Annotated in this window: 13 protein-coding genes; 3 read left to right on the top strand and 10 right to left on the bottom strand. The window is 71.9% G+C overall.

Features of this window, described 5'->3' with window-relative positions; translation table 11 throughout:
* Positions 1–40 precede the first annotated feature (40 nt).
* Entirely contained in the window at positions 41–928 is an 888-nt protein-coding gene (locus ACIGXE_RS22500; protein WP_399750020.1) for an alpha/beta fold hydrolase, read from the top strand.
* Here the strand turns inward: ACIGXE_RS22500 and ACIGXE_RS22505 are convergent.
* From ACIGXE_RS22505 to ACIGXE_RS22515, 3 genes are all read right to left on the bottom strand, one after another.
* A complete protein-coding gene (locus ACIGXE_RS22505) occupies positions 918–1,154 on the bottom strand; it encodes a hypothetical protein (RefSeq protein WP_399750021.1) in 237 nt (78 codons plus the stop codon). The two genes, ACIGXE_RS22500 and ACIGXE_RS22505, sit on opposite strands and share 11 nt — an antisense overlap.
* Positions 1,155–1,289: 135 nt before the next feature.
* Positions 1,290–2,921: an L-glutamate gamma-semialdehyde dehydrogenase gene (gene pruA, locus ACIGXE_RS22510; RefSeq protein ID WP_399750023.1), complete on the bottom strand. Its 1,632-nt coding sequence runs from the start codon at positions 2,919–2,921 to the stop codon at positions 1,290–1,292.
* Between the two features lie 33 nt (positions 2,922–2,954).
* Positions 2,955–3,881 carry a proline dehydrogenase family protein gene (locus ACIGXE_RS22515; protein WP_399750025.1) on the bottom strand — a complete coding sequence of 309 codons (927 nt, stop codon included), beginning with the start codon at positions 3,879–3,881 and terminating at the stop codon, positions 2,955–2,957.
* Positions 3,882–4,075: 194 nt separating this feature from the next.
* Between ACIGXE_RS22515 and ACIGXE_RS22520 the strand changes: the two genes are divergently transcribed.
* Both ACIGXE_RS22520 and ACIGXE_RS22525 read left to right on the top strand, forming a co-directional pair.
* Positions 4,076–5,245: a PucR family transcriptional regulator gene (locus ACIGXE_RS22520; RefSeq protein ID WP_399750027.1), complete on the top strand. Its 1,170-nt coding sequence runs from the start codon at positions 4,076–4,078 to the stop codon at positions 5,243–5,245.
* A gap of 258 nt (positions 5,246–5,503) precedes the next feature.
* Complete coding sequence (locus ACIGXE_RS22525; protein ID WP_399750029.1) at positions 5,504–6,496, top strand: NAD(P)-dependent alcohol dehydrogenase; 993 nt, start codon at positions 5,504–5,506, stop codon at positions 6,494–6,496.
* On the opposite strand, the gene ACIGXE_RS22530 is transcribed toward ACIGXE_RS22525, so the two are convergent.
* From ACIGXE_RS22530 to ACIGXE_RS22560, 7 genes are all read right to left on the bottom strand, one after another.
* Positions 6,468–7,046, bottom strand: coding sequence for a TetR/AcrR family transcriptional regulator (locus ACIGXE_RS22530; RefSeq protein ID WP_399750031.1), 579 nt, complete (start codon positions 7,044–7,046; stop codon positions 6,468–6,470). The two genes, ACIGXE_RS22525 and ACIGXE_RS22530, sit on opposite strands and share 29 nt — an antisense overlap.
* A gap of 118 nt (positions 7,047–7,164) precedes the next feature.
* Positions 7,165–8,754, bottom strand: a complete 1,590-nt coding sequence (gene serA, locus ACIGXE_RS22535) for a phosphoglycerate dehydrogenase (protein WP_399750033.1) — start codon at positions 8,752–8,754, stop codon at positions 7,165–7,167.
* Positions 8,755–8,989: 235 nt separating this feature from the next.
* A complete protein-coding gene (gene ilvC / locus ACIGXE_RS22540; RefSeq protein WP_365338012.1) occupies positions 8,990–9,991 on the bottom strand; it encodes a ketol-acid reductoisomerase in 1,002 nt (333 codons plus the stop codon).
* A 130-nt stretch (positions 9,992–10,121) separates the two neighbouring features.
* On the bottom strand, positions 10,122–10,649 hold the full coding sequence (gene ilvN, locus ACIGXE_RS22545; RefSeq protein ID WP_015036373.1) for an acetolactate synthase small subunit: 528 nt from the start codon (positions 10,647–10,649) through the stop codon (positions 10,122–10,124).
* A 29-nt stretch (positions 10,650–10,678) separates the two neighbouring features.
* A complete protein-coding gene (locus ACIGXE_RS22550) occupies positions 10,679–12,526 on the bottom strand; it encodes an acetolactate synthase large subunit (protein ID WP_399750036.1) in 1,848 nt (615 codons plus the stop codon).
* Positions 12,527–12,772: 246 nt separating this feature from the next.
* Positions 12,773–15,526, bottom strand: a complete 2,754-nt coding sequence (locus ACIGXE_RS22555; protein WP_399750151.1) for a putative bifunctional diguanylate cyclase/phosphodiesterase — start codon at positions 15,524–15,526, stop codon at positions 12,773–12,775.
* Between the two features lie 797 nt (positions 15,527–16,323).
* A complete protein-coding gene (locus ACIGXE_RS22560; RefSeq protein WP_399750038.1) occupies positions 16,324–17,286 on the bottom strand; it encodes a 2-hydroxyacid dehydrogenase in 963 nt (320 codons plus the stop codon).
* Positions 17,287–17,296: the final 10 nt, after the last annotated feature.

Consider the following 17,296-nt stretch of genomic DNA (forward strand, 5'->3'; position numbering starts at 1 on the left):
CTCCTCGTAACCAGTCATCAAGCAATGAGGGGTTAGAGAGATGTCCGTGCTGCCGATCCACCACCGCACCGTCACCGTCCGCGGCCACGAGATCTTCTACCGGGAGGCGGGCCCCGCCGACGCCCCCGTCCTGCTCCTCCTGCACGGCTTCCCGACCAGCTCGCGCATGTTCCGCGACCTGATCCCGCTGCTCGCCGACCGCTACCGGCTCATCGCCCCCGACCACCTCGGCTTCGGCCGCAGCGCCGCGCCGGACGCCGCCGACTTCTCGTACACCTTCGCCGAACTGGCGGCGCTCACCTCGGAGTTCACGGAGACACTCGGCCTCGACCGGTTCGCGGTCTACATCCAGGACTACGGCGCCCCGATCGGCCTGCGGCTGGCCCTCGCCCACCCCGAGCGGATCACCGCGATCGTCTCGCAGAACGGCAACGCCTACCTGGAAGGCCTCGGCGCCGACGCCTGGGCCCCCGTCCTCGCGCTGATCGCCGAGCGCACCCCGGAGACCGAGGCCCCGGTCCGCGCCATCCGCTCCCTCGACGGCATCCGCTGGCAGTACGAGACGGGCGTGCCCGCCGAGTACCGCGACCTCCTCGACCCCGACGCCTGGGAGCACGACGCGGCCCTGATGGCGCGCGAGGGCCAGGACGGGATCCAGCTCGGCCTGATCGCCGACTACGGCTCCAACTTCGCCCTGTACCCCGCCTTCCAGGAGTACTTCCGCACCAGCCAGGTGCCCCTCCTCGCCGTCTGGGGCGAGGGCGACCAGGTGTTCGTCCCGGCCGGCGCCGAGGCCTTCCGCGGTGACCTGCCGGACGCCGAGGTGCACCTCCTGCCGACCGGCCACTTCGCCCTGGAGACCCACGCCCCGCAGGTCGCCTCGCTGATCGGCGACTTCCTGAAGCGCCGGGTCCCGGTCAGGCCGTAGCCCGCTCCAGCTCGTGGGTCACCCGCTCCACCCAGGCGGTGAGCTCCCCGCGCGCGTGCGCGTCGCCCCCGCACAGGGCGGTCGCCTGCGCGTCCGTGAGCCGCTCCGGCCCCGTCGCAGTGAGCAGCCGGTGCAGCTCCCGCATCACGCGCGTCATCCGCTGGGCGTCGGGGTGGTCGATCGCGTCGACCCCGTGCCCGGGGCCGAGGGTCGTCGAACCAGGCATGCCGTACCTCCTCGCAGAGCCGGCCCCCCTTCCCAGCAGCCTAAGCCCGCCCCATGGAAACCGCCCCCGACCTCGGTTGGGGGACCGAGGAAGGGGGCGGTGTTCGGGGACCGCTCGGGGAGCGGCGGAGAGGCGTCAGCCCATGTGCGGGTAGCCGTACTCGGTCGGCGGGACCAGCGTCTCCTTGATGGCGCGGGTCAGCGTCCAGCGCATCAGGTTCTGCGGGGCGCCCGCCTTGTCGTTGGTGCCGGAGGCACGACCGCCGCCGAAGGGCTGCTGGCCGACGACGGCGCCGGTCGACTTGTCGTTGATGTAGAAGTTGCCGGCGGCGAAGCGCAGCTTCTCCATCGTGTACGCGGCGGCCGCGCGGTCACCCGCGATGACCGAGCCGGTGAGCGCGTAGTCCGAGACCGACTCCATCTGGGTCAGCATCTCGTCGTACTTCGCGTCGTCGTAGACGTACACGGCGAGGATCGGGCCGAAGTACTCGGTCGTGAAGACCTCGTTCTCCGGGTCGGTGCACTCGATGACGGTCGGGCGGACGAAGTAGCCCTCCGAGTCGTCGTAGGTGCCGCCCGCGACGATCGTGCACGAGGCGTCGGCCTTCGCGCGGTCGATCGCGGCCTTGTTCTTGGCGAAGGAGCGGTCGTCGATGACGGCGCCGATGAAGTTCGACAGGTCGGTGACGTCACCCATCTTGATGCCGTCGACCTCGGCCGCGAACTCCTCCTTGAAGCCGTCGTTCCAGATGGAGGCCGGGATGTACGCACGCGAGGACGCGGAGCACTTCTGGCCCTGGAACTCGAAGGAGCCGCGGGTCAGCGCGGTCTTCAGGACGGCGCGGTCGGCGCTCGGGTGCGCGACGACGAAGTCCTTGCCGCCGGTCTCGCCGACGATCCGCGGGTAGGAGCGGTACTTCTCGATGTTGTTGCCGACCGTCTTCCACAGGTGCTGGAAGGTCTTGGTCGAGCCGGTGAAGTGGATGCCGGCCAGGTCGGGGTGGTTCAGGGCCACCTCGGAGACGGCGATGCCGTCGCCGGTCACCAGGTTGATGACGCCCTTCGGCAGACCGGCCTCCTCCAGGAGCTCCATGAGGAGCACGGCGGAGTGGGTCTGGGTCGGGGACGGCTTCCAGACCACCACGTTGCCCATCAGGGCGGGGGCGGTGGGCAGGTTGCCCGCGATGGCCGTGAAGTTGAACGGCGTGATCGCGTAGACGAAGCCCTCCAGCGGGCGGTGGTCCAGACGGTTCCACACGCCGGGGGAGTTCGCCGGCGGCTGCTCGGCGAGGATCTGGCGGGCGTAGGCCACGTTGAAGCGCCAGAAGTCGACGAGCTCGCAGGGGGTGTCGATCTCGGCCTGCTGCGCGGTCTTGGACTGGCCGAGCATCGTCGAGGCGGCCAGCGTCTCGCGCCACGGGCCGGCGAGCAGCTCGGCGGCGCGCAGGATAATCGCGGCGCGGTCGTCGAAGGACATCGCGCGCCAGGCCGGGGCGGCGGCCAGGGCGGCGTCGATGGCGTCCTGGGCGTCCTGCTGGGTGGCGCCGGCGAAGGTGCCGATGACGGCCTTGTGGTTGTGCGGCTGCACGACGTCGACGCGCTCGCCGCCGCCCATGCGCTTCACACCGCCGATGGTCATCGGCAGCTCGCGCGGGTTGTCGGCCAGCTCCTTGAGCTTGGCCTCCAGGCGGGTGCGCTCGGCGGAGCCGGGGGCGTAGCCGTGCACCGGCTCGTTGACGGGAGTGGGGACCTGGGTCACAGCGTCCATGAGTCTCGGAACTCCTTCGGAGGGGTGTGGGGCTCAGCCCTTGGTGAGGATGGAGCGGACGAAGAAGAGGAGGTTGGCCGGCTTCTCCGCCAGGCGGCGCATGAAGTAGCCGTACCAGTCGGTGCCGTACGCGGTGTAGACGCGCATCCGGTGACCCTCGGCCGCGAGCCGGTTCTGCTCCTCGGTGCGGATGCCGTACAGCATCTGGAACTCGTACTCGTCCAGCTTGCGCCCTGCGCGGCGGGCGAGCTCCTGGCCGACGGAGATGAGCCGGGGGTCGTGGGACCCGATCATCGGGTAGCCCTCGCCCTCCATCAGGATCTTCATGATCCGGACGTAGGCCTTGTCGATCTCGGGCTTGTCCTGGATGGCGACCGAGGCGGGCTCCTTGTAGGCGCCCTTCACGATGCGCACGCGCGAGCCGTTCGCGGCGAGGCGGCGGGCGTCGTCCTCGGTGCGGAAGAGGTAGGCCTGGATGACGCAGCCGGTCTGCGGGAAGTCCTTCCGCAGCTCCTCGTGGATGGCGAACATCGAGTCGAGGGTCGTGTGGTCCTCGGCGTCGAGGGTGACGGTGGTGCCGATCTCGGCGGCGGCCGCGACGACCGGGCGCACGTTGGCGAGGGCCAGCTCGTGGCCGTTCTCCAGGGACTGGCCGAACATCGACAGCTTGACGGACATCTCGGCGCGGGCGCCCAGGCCCAGCTCCTTGAGGCGGCCGATCAGCTCCAGGTAGGCGTCCCGGGCGGCGTAGGACTGCTCGACGGTGGTGATGTCCTCACCGACCACGTCGAGGGTTACCTCCAGGCCGCGGGCCGCCAGGTCCTGCACGATCGGGACGACGTCGTTCACCGTCTCGCCGGCGATGAAGCGAGCCACGACCTGCTTGGTCCCGGGGGCGGCCGACACGAAACGGCGCATCTTGTCGCTGCGCGACGCGGCGAGGATCACGGGACCCAGCACGGGGCACCTCCAGAGGGCAGGGTGACGAAAGGTGCCGTACCCGAATGTACGTAACCGAACGGGAACAGCACGAAGAACCACCGTGAAACCTAAGGATCGCTCCGATCGTCCGCCATCTACAGCTGTCACGCATCCGTGGCCCCGCCCTCAGACATCTGTCTGAAGAACCGCTGCGGCGGTGCGAGAATGGCGCCGTGAAGGGCGATTACCAGGACCTGGTGGACGAGATCTCGGCGCTGCTCGGCGCCCCGGCCACCCTGGAGAACCGCGACTTCGGCCTGATCGCCTTCGGCGCCCACGACAGCGACGACGACAGCGCCATGGACCCGGTCCGCACCCGGTCGATCCTCACCAGGAAGTCCACCCCGGCGGTCCGCGCCTGGTTCGAGGGCTTCGGCATCACCCGGGCGACCGGCCCGGTCCGCATCCCGGCCGCCCCGGACGCGGGCGTCTTCCGCGACCGGATCTGCCTGCCGGTACGCCATCGGGGGGTCGTCCTCGGCTACGTGTGGCTGCTCGACGCCGAGCCGGGCCCCTCGCACGCGCAGCTGACCGCCGCCATGGAGGTCGCCGCCCGGATCGGCGACCTCCTCGCCGACGAGGAACGTGCCGGGGCGGACCTCTCGCGGGAACTGCGTGCCGCCCTGACGGCCGAGCGCGGCTGGCAGTACGACATGGCCGTCACCGCCCTGCGCACCGCCCTCGGCCCGGACGCCGACGGCCTGCACGCCCTGGTCTGCCTCGCCCCCTGGCCGGACGAGGACTCGCCCTCCCCGCGCACGGTGCCGGGCGCGGCGGCGCTGTGCACCCTGCCCTGGAGCCGGCCGGGGGCCCTGGCCGGGGCGGGCGAGGGAGGCGCCGCGCGGGCGCTCGCCGCGCTCGTGCGGCTGCGGTCGGCCGACAACCTCTCCCCCGCCGCCGGAGCCGCCGGCCGGCTGCGCGGTACGGCGGGGCCGACGGCGGTCGCCGGGATCGCCGCGCCCCGCCGCGGGCTCGCGGACCTCGACGTGTCCTGGCGCGAGGCCGTCTCGGCGGCCCGGGCGGCGACCGCCCAGCCGCACCTGGGCCCGCTCGCCGAGTGGGCGGCCCTCGGCCCGTACCGGATGCTGACGGCGCTCCCGACGACCGAGCCCGACCCGGCCGTCCGGGGCCTGCTGGCCCCCGCGCACGCCGAACTCGCCCGCACGGCCGAGGTGTTCCTGGACCACGCGGGTCAGGCGGGCCGCACGGCGACGGCCCTCGGCATCCACCGCCAGACGCTCTACTACCGCCTCTCCCGCGTCGAACAGCTCACCGGTCTCGACCTGGACGCGGGCGAGGACCGCCTGCTGCTGCACATGGCACTGAAGGCGGCGAAGCTGTGACCGTCGAGGCGGCCTCGCCGGGCACCGGGCGGGAACGGCGAGAGGCCCCCTAGGGAGCGATCGGGGGTCTTTGGGGGGTGTCCCCGATATCCCACGGCATGTCAGGACCCCTACCGTCGAGGGGAGTCGGGAAACCTGGTGCCGGGGAGCCTGGTGCCGGGGTGCCGGAAGTCGGGGTGCCGGAAGTCGGGTGCCAGGGCGTCCGGGTGCAGGGGCGTCCGGGTGCCGGGAGCCGGGGAGTCGGAGGGGGCGGTTGCGGTGAAGGCGTGGGTGCAGGACCGGTACGGGTCGGCGGACGTGCTGGAGTTCCGGGAGATCGACGCGCCGGTGCCGGGGGAGCACGAGGTGCTGGTGCGCGTGCACGCGGCCTCGGTCAACGCGGCGGACTGGCATCTGATGCGGGGCGACCCGTACGTGGCGCGGCTGGCGCTGGGGCTGCGGCGGCCGAAGGCGCGGATCAGGGGGAGGGACTTCGCCGGGGTGGTCACGGCGGTGGGCGGGGGCGTGAGCCGGTTCAGGCCGGGTGACGAGGTGTTCGGGGAGGCCGACGGCGCCTTCGCCGAGTACGTGTGCGCGGCGCAGGACGTGGTGGGGCGAAGACCCGCCGGCCTGAGCTTCGGGCAGGCGGCGGCGATACCGCTGGCGGGCAACACCGCACTGATGGGGCTGCGCGACCTCGGCCGGCTGCGACCGGGCATGAAGGTGCTGGTCAACGGCGCGTCGGGGGGGGTCGGCACCTTCGCCGTGCAGATCGCGAAGGCGTACGGCGCCGAGGTGACGGGGGTGTGCAGTACGCGGAACGCGGAGCTGGTCCGCGGGCTCGGCGCGGACCGGGTGATCGACTACACGCGGGAGGACTTCACCCAGGGGACCGAGCGCTACGACCTGCTCCTCGACCTCGTGGGCAACCGCTCCCTGGGCGAGTACCGGCGGGCGCTCGCGCCGGAGGGGACGCTCGTCCTGGCGGGCGGGGGCGTCTTCGAGGGCGGCAGTCTGGTCGGGCCCCTGGGGCTCATCGTCCAGGGGCAGACGGCGTCCCTGTTCACCCGCGGGCGGATCCGGGTGCTCACCGCGGCGCCGAGCGCGGAGAACCTGGCGACGCTGCGGGAGCTCGCCGAGGAGGGCCGGATCGTCCCCGTGGTCGAGCGGAGCTATCCGCTGGCCGAGACGGACCGGGCCCTGCGGTACGTCGAGGGCGAGCACCCGCGGGCGAAGGTGGTGATCAGCTGTCCTGCCCCATCAGCACCTTGAGCCCGGCCGTGAGGTCGTCGGCGCTGGGGGCGGTCTCCGGGTCGACCAGCCACTGGATCATGACCCCGGTCGCGAGGGCCTGGCAGAGCAGTCCGGCCAGGCGGGCCTTCTCGGGGTCCTTCTCGGGGTCGATGCCGAGGAAGCCCTGGGCCATGCCGAGGCGCCCCTCGCGCTGGGGCTCCTTGATGGCCTCGCGCAGCTTCTCGTCGTCGTCCAGGCGGGTGACGATCTCCGTCTGGAGCTTCCAGACGGGGCGGGCGGCCTCGGCGCCGGCGATGACCTGCTCCCAGACGGCGCGGAAGCGCTCGTACGGGTCGGCGGGCAGGGGCCGTTCGCCCTCCGCGCCCGCCGCCGAGGCGGCCTCGCCCCACTCCTCGGTGAGGGCGAGGAAGGCCTGCTGGAGCAGGGCGTCCTTGGAGCCGTAGTGGTAGCCGATGGAGGCGAGGTTGGTGCCGGAGGCGGCGACCACGTCACGGGCGGTCGTCCGGGTGTAGCCCTTCTCCAGGAGGCAGCGCTTGGCGCCTTCGAGCAGATCTTCCTTGTGTCCCATGGACAGCACTGTACCCGCCCCCTAGACGCTTGTCTAAGACGTGCGTCTAGGGGGCGGGTACGGGTAGCCGTTCAGCGGCTCGACGGGCGGGGCGCCGCGACGGGACCGCTCCGTGTGATCAGACCAGGTTGACCGAGCGCGCCGAGGTCGCGCCGATCTCCTCCGCGATCTCGGAGAGCACGTTCGCCGGGACCGTGTCGTCGACGGTGAGCACGACCAGCGCCTCGCCGCCCTCCTCCGTACGGGAGACCTGCATGCCCGCGATGTTCAGACCGGCCTCGCCGAGGATCCGGCCGACCGTGCCGACCACACCGGGCCGGTCCTCGTAGCGCAGCACGACCATGTGGTCGGCGAGCGCCAGGTCCACGTCGTAGTCGCCGACCGCGACGACCTTCTGCAGGTGCTTCGGACCCGCCAGCGTGCCGGAGACCGAGACCTCCTGGCCGTTCCCGAGCGTGCCGCGCACGGTGACCATGTTGCGGTGGTCGGGCGACTCGGAGCTCGTGGTCAGGCGCACCTCGACACCGCGCTCCTGCGCGAACAGCGGCGCGTTGACGTACGACACGGTCTCGTCGACCACGTCCTCGAACACACCCTTGAGCGCGGAGAGTTCGAGCACCTTCACGTCGTGCTGGGTGATCTCGCCGTAGACCTCGACGTCGAGACGGGCCGCGACCTCGCCGGCCAGCGCCGTGAAGATCCGGCCGAGCTTCTCGGCCAGCGGCAGACCCGGCTTCACGTCCTCGGCGATGACGCCGCCCTGGACGTTGACCGCGTCCGGGACCAGCTCGCCCGCGAGCGCCAGGCGCACCGAGCGGGCCACCGCGATACCGGCCTTCTCCTGGGCCTCGTCCGTGGAGGCGCCCAGGTGCGGGGTGCAGACGACCTGGTCGAGCTCGAAGAGCGGGGAGTCCGTGCAGGGCTCCTTGGCGTACACGTCGAGGCCCGCGCCGGCGACCCGGCCCTCCTTCAGCGCCGAGTACAGCGCCGCCTCGTCCACGATCCCGCCGCGCGCGGCGTTGACGATCCGGACCGAGGGCTTGACCTTGTGCAGCGCCTCGTCACCGATGAGACCGAGGGTCTCCGGGGTCTTGGGCAGGTGGACGGTGATGAAGTCGGCGACCTCCAGGAGCTCGTCCAGGGCCAGCAGCTTCACCCCCATCTGGGCGGCACGGGCCGGCTGCACGTAGGGGTCGTACGCGACGATCTTCATGCCGAAGGCCGACATCCGCTGGGCGACCAGGACGCCGATGCGGCCGAGGCCGACGACACCGAGGGTCTTCTCGCTGAGCTCGACGCCGGTGTACTTCGAGCGCTTCCACTCGCCGTTCTTCAGCGCGGTGTTGGCCTGCGGGATGTTGCGCGCGGTGGCGACGAGCAGACCGCAGGCGAGCTCGGCGGCGGTGACGATGTTGGAGGTCGGGGCGTTCACGACCATCACGCCGGCCTTGGTGGCGGCGGAGACGTCCACGTTGTCGAGGCCGACACCGGCGCGGGCGACGACCCGCAGCTTCCGGGCGGCGGCGATGGCCTCCGCGTCGACCTTGGTCGCGGAGCGGATCAGGATGGCGTCGACATCGGCGATCGCGGGGAGCAGCTCGGCGCGGTCGGCGCCGTTGCAGTGCCGGATCTCGAAGTCCGGTCCCAGCGCGTCGACGGTGGCGGGCGACAGCTCTTCAGCGATGAGTACGACAGGTTTCGAGCTCACGTGAGTCCTCACAAAGGCAGTGCGGACGGCCGTCCCGACGGCCGCAGCGGTGGAGGGGGCTTGCCGCGTGAAAGCGCACGACGCTGTGGGCCAGACGCGATGTTGTTGAGCAGTGTAGTGGTGCGTCGGCGCCGCTCGTACGCCTCGTTGGAAGGATCACCCGTCCGTGGTTGGACGGGGTGTCCAAGGAAGTGGCGCGGGGCCGGACAGCATGTCCGGCCCCGTGCCCGGAGGCTTACGCCTCCTCGTCGTTCACCCAGCTCATGAGCTTGCGCAGCTCCTTGCCGGTGGTCTCCAGGAGGTGCTTCTCGTCCTGGGTCTTGTACTCGTTGTACTTCTTCAGACCGCCGTGGTACTCGTCCATCCAGTTCTTGGCGAAGGTGCCGTCCTGGATGTCGGTGAGGACCTTCTTCATCTCGGCCTTGGTGGCGTCCGTGATGATGCGCGGGCCGGTGATGTAGTCGCCCCACTCGGCCGTCTCGGAGACGGACCAGCGCATCTTCTCCAGGCCGCCCTCGTACATGAGGTCCACGATCAGCTTCAGCTCGTGGAGGCACTCGAAGTAGGCGATCTCCGGCTGGTAACCGGCCTCGACCAGGGTCTCGAAGCCGGCCTTGACCAGGGCGCTGGCGCCACCGCACAGCACGGCCTGCTCGCCGAAGAGGTCGGTCTCGGTCTCCTCGGTGAAGGTCGTCTTGATGACGCCGGCGCGGGTGCCGCCGATGGCCTTGGCGTAGGACAGGGCCAGGGCGAAGGCGTTGCCGGTCGCGTCCTGCTCGACGGCGGCGATCGCGGGGACGCCGCGACCCTCCTCGTACTGGCGGCGGACCAGGTGGCCCGGGCCCTTCGGGGCGACCAGGGCGACGTCGACGCCGGCCGGGGGCTTGATGAAGCCGAAGCGGACGTTGAAGCCGTGGGCGAAGAACAGCGCGTCGCCGTCCTTCAGGTTGGGGGCGATGGACGCCTCGTAGACCTGGGCCTGGATCGGGTCCGGGATCAGGATCATGATGACGTCGGCCTCGGCGGCGGCCTCGGCCGGAGTCACCACGCGCAGGCCCTGCTCCTCGGCCTTCGCCTTGGACTTGGAGCCCTCGTGCAGACCGACGCGGACGTCGACACCCGAGTCACGGAGCGACAGCGCGTGGGCGTGGCCCTGGCTGCCGTAACCGATCACCGCGACCTTGCGGCCCTGGATGATGGACAGGTCGGCGTCGTCGTCGTAGAACAGCTCGGCCACTGGGAATCTCCTTGAGGTGCTGGTGTTGCTCCCACCGTACGGCGGGGTGCGGGAGGAAGGTTTTCGGGTCTCGCCAGGCGGACCGCCGAATGGACCGGCGGTCGACCCGTCGTGACGGTAAGGCTCTCTGTCAGGCGCTGCGGTCGAGGGCCCGCAGGGACCGGTCCGTGATGGACCGGGAACCGCGCCCTATGGCGATCGTGCCCGACTGGACGAGCTCCTTGATGCCGAACTGCTCCAGCATCTTCAGCATCGCCTCGAGCTTGTCACTCGAACCGGTGGCCTCGATGGTGACCGCCTCGGGCGAGACGTCCACGGTCTTGGCGCGGAACAGCTGGACGATCTCGACGATCTGGGAGCGGGTCTCGTTGTCGGCGCGGACCTTCACCAGGACGAGCTCGCGCTGGATCGCGGCGCTGGGCTCGAGTTCGACGATCTTCAGGACGTTGACCAGCTTGTTGAGCTGCTTGGTCACCTGCTCCAGCGGCAGGTCCTCGACATTGACCACGATGGTGATGCGGGAGATGTCGGGGTGCTCGGTGACACCGACGGCGAGCGAGTCGATGTTGAAGCCGCGGCGGGAGAACAGGGCGGCGATCCGGGCGAGGATGCCGGGCGTGTTCTCGACCAGGACCGAGAGCGTGTGCTTGGTGGACATGGTGTGGGTCTCTTCCTTCGCTCTGCGCTTCAGTCGTCTTCGCCGTCGCCGAAGTCGGGGCGGACGCCCCGGGCGGCCATGACCTCGTCGTTGGAGGTGCCGGCGGCGACCATCGGCCAGACCTGGGCGTCCTCGTGGACGATGAAGTCGATCACGACCGGGCGGTCGTTGATGGCGTTGGCCTCCTCGATGACCTTGTCGAGGTCGGCCGGGCTCTCGCAGCGCAGGGCGACACAGCCCATGGCCTCGGACAGCTTGACGAAGTCCGGGATGCGGGTGCCCCGCGCGTCCGGGTTGACGTCGTCCGGGCCGGAGTGCAGCACCGTGTTGGAGTAGCGCTGGTTGTAGAACAGGGTCTGCCACTGACGGACCATGCCGAGGGCGCCGTTGTTGATGATGGCGACCTTGATCGGGATGTTGTTCAGCGCGCAGGTGACCAGTTCCTGGTTGGTCATCTGGAAGCAGCCGTCGCCGTCGATCGCCCAGACCGTGCGGTCCGGCTCGCCGGCCTTGGCGCCCATGGCGGCCGGGACCGCGTAGCCCATCGTTCCGGCGCCGCCGGAGTTGAGCCAGGTGCGCGGCTTCTCGTAGTCGACGAAGTGGGCGGCCCACATCTGGTGCTGGCCGACGCCGGCGGCGAAGATCGTGCCCTCGGGCGCGAGCTTGCCGATGCGCTCGATGACCTGCTGCGGCGAGAGGCTGCCGTCCTCCGGCAGGTCGTAGCCGAGCGGGTAGGTCTCGCGCCAGCGGTTGAGGTCGCTCCACCAGGCGGTGTAGTCGCCCTTGTGGCCCTCGCTGTGCTCGGCCTGGACGGCCTGGACCAGGTCGGCGATGACCTCGCGGGCGTCACCGACGATCGGGACGTCGGCGGCGCGGTTCTTGCCGATCTCGGCCGGGTCGATGTCGGCATGGACGATCTTGGCGAACGGGGCGAAGCTGTCCAGCTTGCCGGTGACGCGGTCGTCGAAGCGGGCGCCGAGGGCGACGATCAGGTCGGCCTTCTGCAGCGCGGTGACGGCGGTGACCGCACCGTGCATGCCCGGCATTCCCACGTGCAGCGGGTGGCTGTCGGGGAACGCGCCCAGGGCCATCAGGGTGGTGGTGACCGGGGCGCCGGTGAGCTCCGCGAGGATCTTCAGCTCGGCGGTGGCGCCGGCCTTCAGGACGCCGCCGCCGACGTAGAGGACCGGCCGCTTCGCGGAGGTGATCAGCTTGGCCGCCTCGCGGATCTGCTTGGCGTGCGGCTTGGTGACCGGGCGGTAGCCGGGCAGGTCGGTCTGCGGCGGCCAGCTGAAGACGGTCTTCGCCTGGAGGGCGTCCTTCGCGATGTCGACCAGGACCGGGCCGGGACGGCCGGTGGCGGCGATGTGGAAGGCCTCGGCGATGGTCCGCGGGATGTCCTCGGCCTTGGTCACCAGGAAGTTGTGCTTCGTGATCGGCATCGTGATGCCGCAGATGTCCGCCTCCTGGAAGGCGTCCGTGCCGATCGCCTTGGAGGCGACCTGGCCGGTGATCGCGACCAGCGGGACGGAGTCCATGTGGGCGTCGGCGATCGGCGTGACCAGGTTGGTGGCACCCGGGCCCGAGGTCGCCATGCAGACGCCGACCTTGCCGGTGGCCTGCGCGTAACCGGTGGCGGCGTGGCCCGCGCCCTGCTCGTGGCGGACCAGGATGTGGCGCACCCGCTTCGAGTCCATCATCGGGTCGTACGCCGGGAGGATCGCGCCGCCCGGGATGCCGAAGACGGTGTCGGCGCCCACTTCCTCGAGAGAGCGAATGAGGGACTGCGCACCCGTCACGTGCTCGACGGTGGTGGCGGACGGTGCGCCGCTGCGGGTGCGCGGCTGCGGATGGTGCCCGGTGGCCTGCTCGGTCATCAGCGTTCTCTTCTCGAAGCAGAGGGTTGGTGCCAGGTGGTGTGCGAGGCGTTTTGCGAGGGTTTGGTACGACTTCGGGGTGAGCCGGTGCAACAAAAAACCCCTCGTGCCGGGAGGCAAGCGAGGGGAGCGCGTCGGGAGCGTTTCAGGCGGGCCTTCTCTTGGCCTGCCTCAGCCGACGCGCTTTCCAAGTACGAGAATTCGGGTGCGCATGGCACTGACCCTCCCCCCGACGCGCCGTCACTGTCAAGTGGGTGGGACGGGCGTCTCATTATTTGAGCGCAACGGGGGACGGTTTCCGGCGGTCACCGGGACGGGCCGGGGCAGCGGGTACTCGTCCCTGACGAGGGCGCGGCGCAGCCGGTACTCGTCGAGCGGACCGGAGAAGGCCATGCCCTGACCATGGGTGCAGCCCATGGCGCGCAGGGCGAGCACCTGCTCGGGCATGTCCACCCCGTCGGCGACCGACTGCATCCCGAGGTCGCCGGCGATGCGCAGCAGGCCGCTGGTGATCTTGCGCAGTCTGGCCGATTCCACGATGCCCTCGACGAGACCCCGGTCCAGTTTCAGTATGTCGACCGGGAGGCGCCGCAGGGCGTTGATCGCGGCGTGTCCGCTGCCGAATCCGTCGAGGGAGATCTTGACGCCGAGTCGGCGCAGCGCGGCCAGGCGCTGCTCCAGCTCGTCGAAGGTGACCCGGGGGTCCCGGGGGTCGCTGTCGGCGAGCTCGATGATCAGCGACCCGGACGGCAGCCCGTGCCGGGTGAGCAGGGACTCGACGGAGCCGAGCGGCAGCGAGCGGTCGAGCAGCCGGCGCGCGGACAGCCGGATGGTCACCGGGGTGCGATGGCCGATCCCGGCCCGCTCGGCGGCCTGCTCGACGGCCTCTTCGAGCAGCCAGCGGCCCAGCTCGGCCGTGCGCTCGCCGTCGTCGGCGGCCCGCAGGAACTCGGCCGGGGTGAAGAGGATGCCCTGGGCGGAGCGCCAGCGGGCCTGGGCGGCGACGGCGGCGATCCGGCCGGTGGCGAGGTCCACCACGGGCTGGTGCAGCAGGGCGAACTCGCCGTCGTGCAGGGCGGTGCGCAGCCGGGCGGCGAGCTCGGTGCGGCGCACCACCTCGGCCTGCATCTGCGGGGCGTAGAGCTCGACGCGGTCCTTTCCGGCCGCCTTGGCCCGGTACATCGCGAGGTCGGCGTTCCGCAGCAGGTCCCCGGCGCCGAGGCCGGGCTCGGCGAAGGCGACGCCGATGGAGGCGGCGACCCGCACCTCGTTGCCGCCCTCCAGGCGGTACGGCTGGGAGAGCTTCAGCCGGAGCCGGTCGGCGATCTCGTGCACGCGGCACTCGCGGTCGGCCCGGTCGCGGGTGCCGTCGCCGAGGATGAGGGCGGCGAACTCGTCGCCGCCGAGCCGCGCGGCCGTGTCCCCGGCGCGTACGGACTCCTGGAGCCGGCGGGCGGCCTGGATCAGCAGCTCGTCGCCGGCCTGGTGCCCGAGGCGGTCGTTGACGCCCTTGAAGCCGTCCAGGTCGATGAAGAGCACGGCGGTGCCGGGGTCGGAGGCCCGGCGGCCGCTCAGCGCGCCCCGGACCCGTTCGGTGAACAGGGCCCGGTTGGGCAGGTCGGTGAGCGGGTCGTGCTCCGCGTTGTGCCGCAACTGGGCCTGGAGCCGGACCCGTTCGGTCACGTCACGGCTGTTGAAGATCAGTCCGCCCTGGTGGCGGTTGACGGTGGACTCCACGTTGAGCCACTCGCCCCGGCCGGAGCGGAAGCGGCACTCGATCCGGGTGGTGGGCTCCTCCGCGGGCGGGGCGGCCAGGAAACGGCGTACCTCGTGGACCACGCCGCCCAGGTCGTCGGGGTGGATGAGGGAGGCCAGCTCGGAGCCGATGAGCTCCTCCGCCTCGCGGCCGTAGACGCCGGAGGCGGCGGGGCTCACGTAGCGGAGTATGCCGGTGGGCGCGGCGATCATGATGACGTCGCTGGAGCCCTGCACGAGGGACCTGAAGTGGTTCTCCTTCTGGGCCAGTTCGTGGGTGAGGGCGATGTTGTCGAGCAGCATGATGCCCTGCCGGACGACCAGGGCGAGCACGACCGCGCAGCCGGTGAGGACGACGACGCGGTCCACCCTGCGTCCCTCGACGACGTTGTACAGGATGCCGAGGGTGCAGACCGCCGCCGCGAGGTAGGGCGTGAGGGCGGCGAGCGAGCCCGCCAGCGGGCGGCTGTGCGGCTGCCGGACGCGGGCGGCGGGCGGCACGTCGACGGGGCGGCGCACGCCCCAGGGCGCGTAGGCGAGCAGCAGCGAGCCGGCGAACCAGCCGGCGTCCAGGAGCTGTCCCGAGCTGTAGTGCTCGCGCAGCAGCGGCGAGGTGAACAGCGCGTCGCACAGCACGGTGAGGGCGAGCGCCGCGATGGCCGTGTTGATCGCCGAGCGGTTGACGTGCGAGCGCCGGAAGTGCAGCGCGAGCACCATGCTGACCAGGACGATGTCGAGGAGCGGGTACGCGAGGGAGAGCGCGGCGCGGGCCACGCTCTCGCCCGGCACGTACGCGGTCTGCGCGAGGGCGAGGCTCCACGACAGGGTGAGCAGCGAGCCGCCGATGAGCCAGGCGTCGAGCCCGAGGCACACCCAGCCGGCCCGGGTCACGGGCCGTTTGGCCAGGACGAGCAGGCCGACGATGGCGGGCGGGGCGAAGAGCAGGAAGCAGACGTCCGCGACGGAGGGGCTGGGCACCTCCGTCCGCAGCACGACCTCGTACCACCCCCAGACCGCGTTCCCGGCGGCGGCCATCAAGGAGGAGAAGGCGAACAGGAGCCACGCGGGACGGAAGCTGCGGTGGTGCCCGCGGGCGTAGAGCAGGCAGGAGACGGCGGCGGCGAGCGCGGCGGCGCTCAGCCCGAAGTCACCCATCACGACGGAGAGTTGCGGAGATCCCCAGCCGAGCGCGGCACCGGTGGCGTACCCCCCGCAGACGAGTCCGAGCCCGATCTGGGCGAGCACTCCCCCGGCGGCGGGGCCCGGCCACTCGGGCGCGGGACCGGGCCGCGGCCCGGTCCCGCCGCCGGTGACGGGCCGGCGCCGGACGAGCGTCCCGGTCGTCACCGCGCGCTCCGGGGCCTCGCCGGGGTGCTCGTGCGCGGGCTGCGCCCCGAGGGCGTCCCGCTGCCGGCCCGAGCCCGCCGCCTCGTGGCCGCCGCAGCCGCCGGAGAGCTCCTCGTGACCGGAGCAGCGGGCGCCGGCCGGGTCGCCGGGGATGCGGGGCGGCGGCGCGGCCCGCACACCGCCGTCGTCCCCCGCGAGGGGCTCACCGGCACGGGGCAGGGGCACGGCGGCGTGGCCGCCGGGGCCGCCGGCCGGGCCGTGCCCGACGCCGGTCGCGCCGGGCGCGGTCGCGCGGGCGGGCCGGTCCGGGACCGGCTGGTCCGGCAGGGCGGCCGCGAGGCGCGGGGGGATGGCCGTCGGCGGTACCGCCGCGTCGGATCGTCGGTCACTCGGCCGTGCTTCACCCGTCGCCCCCCTCGGAATCTGGTGTCCCGTCACTTCGCTCCCCAGCGTCTGCCCGTTCTCGACGCAGTCCCCCGCCCCGGGACCATACACCAGGATCGTCACTCAGGGACAGGGGTGCAGTACTCTGCGTGACGGGCGGGGGGCTCGTGACCGGCGCACTCGAGGGGCGCGCGCCCTGGCGACGGGTCGGGCGCGGCGGCCCCGCGGCGACCGCCCGGGGCGACCGTCCGAGGCGCCGCCCGGGGCGACCGTCCGAGGCGCCGCCCGGGACGGCGGCCCGGGGCGGCGGTTCAGGTGGTCAGGACGACGTTCGCCAGCTCCTCGCCCGCCGCGAACCGGGTCAGCTGGGCCGCGAGCAGGCGCTTCGCGCGCGGCAGGAACGCCGAGGTGGAGCCGCCCACATGGGGGCTGACCAGGACACCCGGAGCGTGCCACAACGGGTGCCCGGCGGGCAGCGGTTCCGGGTCGGTGACATCGAGTGCCGCCGTGATCCGGCCGGTCTCCACCTCCTTCAAGAGCGCGGCCGTGTCCACGACCGGGCCCCGCGCCACGTTGACCAGGAGGGCACCGTCCCTCATCCGGGCGAGGAAGCCGGCGTCGGCGAGGTGACGGGTGTCGGGCGTGAGCGGCGTGGACAGCACGACCACGTCGGCCTCGGGCAGCAGGGCGGGCAGCTCGGACAGGGCGTGGACCTGACCGCGCTCGGTGGCACGCGCGGAGCGCGCGACGCGCACGACCCGCGCGCACTCGAAGGGAACGAGCCGGTCCTCGATGGCGGCCCCGATCGACCCGTAGCCCACGATCAGCACGGACTTGTCGGCGAGCGCCGGATAGAAGCCGGCCCGCCACTCCTCCGCCTCCTGGCCGCGGACGAAGCCGGGGATGCCGCGCAGCGAGGCGAGGATCAGCGCGAGCGTCAGCTCGGCGGTGCTCGCCTCGTGCACGCCCTTGGCGTTGCACAGCCGCACGCCGGGGCGCAGGGCATCGATGCCGGGGGTGACGTGGTCGATGCCGGCGGAGAGCGTCTGCACGGCCCGCAGCGAGCTCATCCCGGCCAGCGGGCGCACCGCGATCCGCTCGCCCTTCATGTACGGCACGACGTAGAAGGCGCAGCGCGCGGGATCGGCCGGGAAGTCGGGACCGCCGTCCCAGAAACGGTAGTTCAGGCCCGACGTGCCCGGCGCGGGGAGGCCGTCGATCTCATCGGCCGGAATCGGAAGCCACACGTCAGCGGCGGTGTCATCGAGTGTCATGTCCGCGAGG

The sequence above is a fragment of the Streptomyces sp. NPDC053431 genome (assembly GCF_044544925.1).
Classification (GTDB): Bacteria; Actinomycetota; Actinomycetes; order Streptomycetales; family Streptomycetaceae; genus Streptomyces.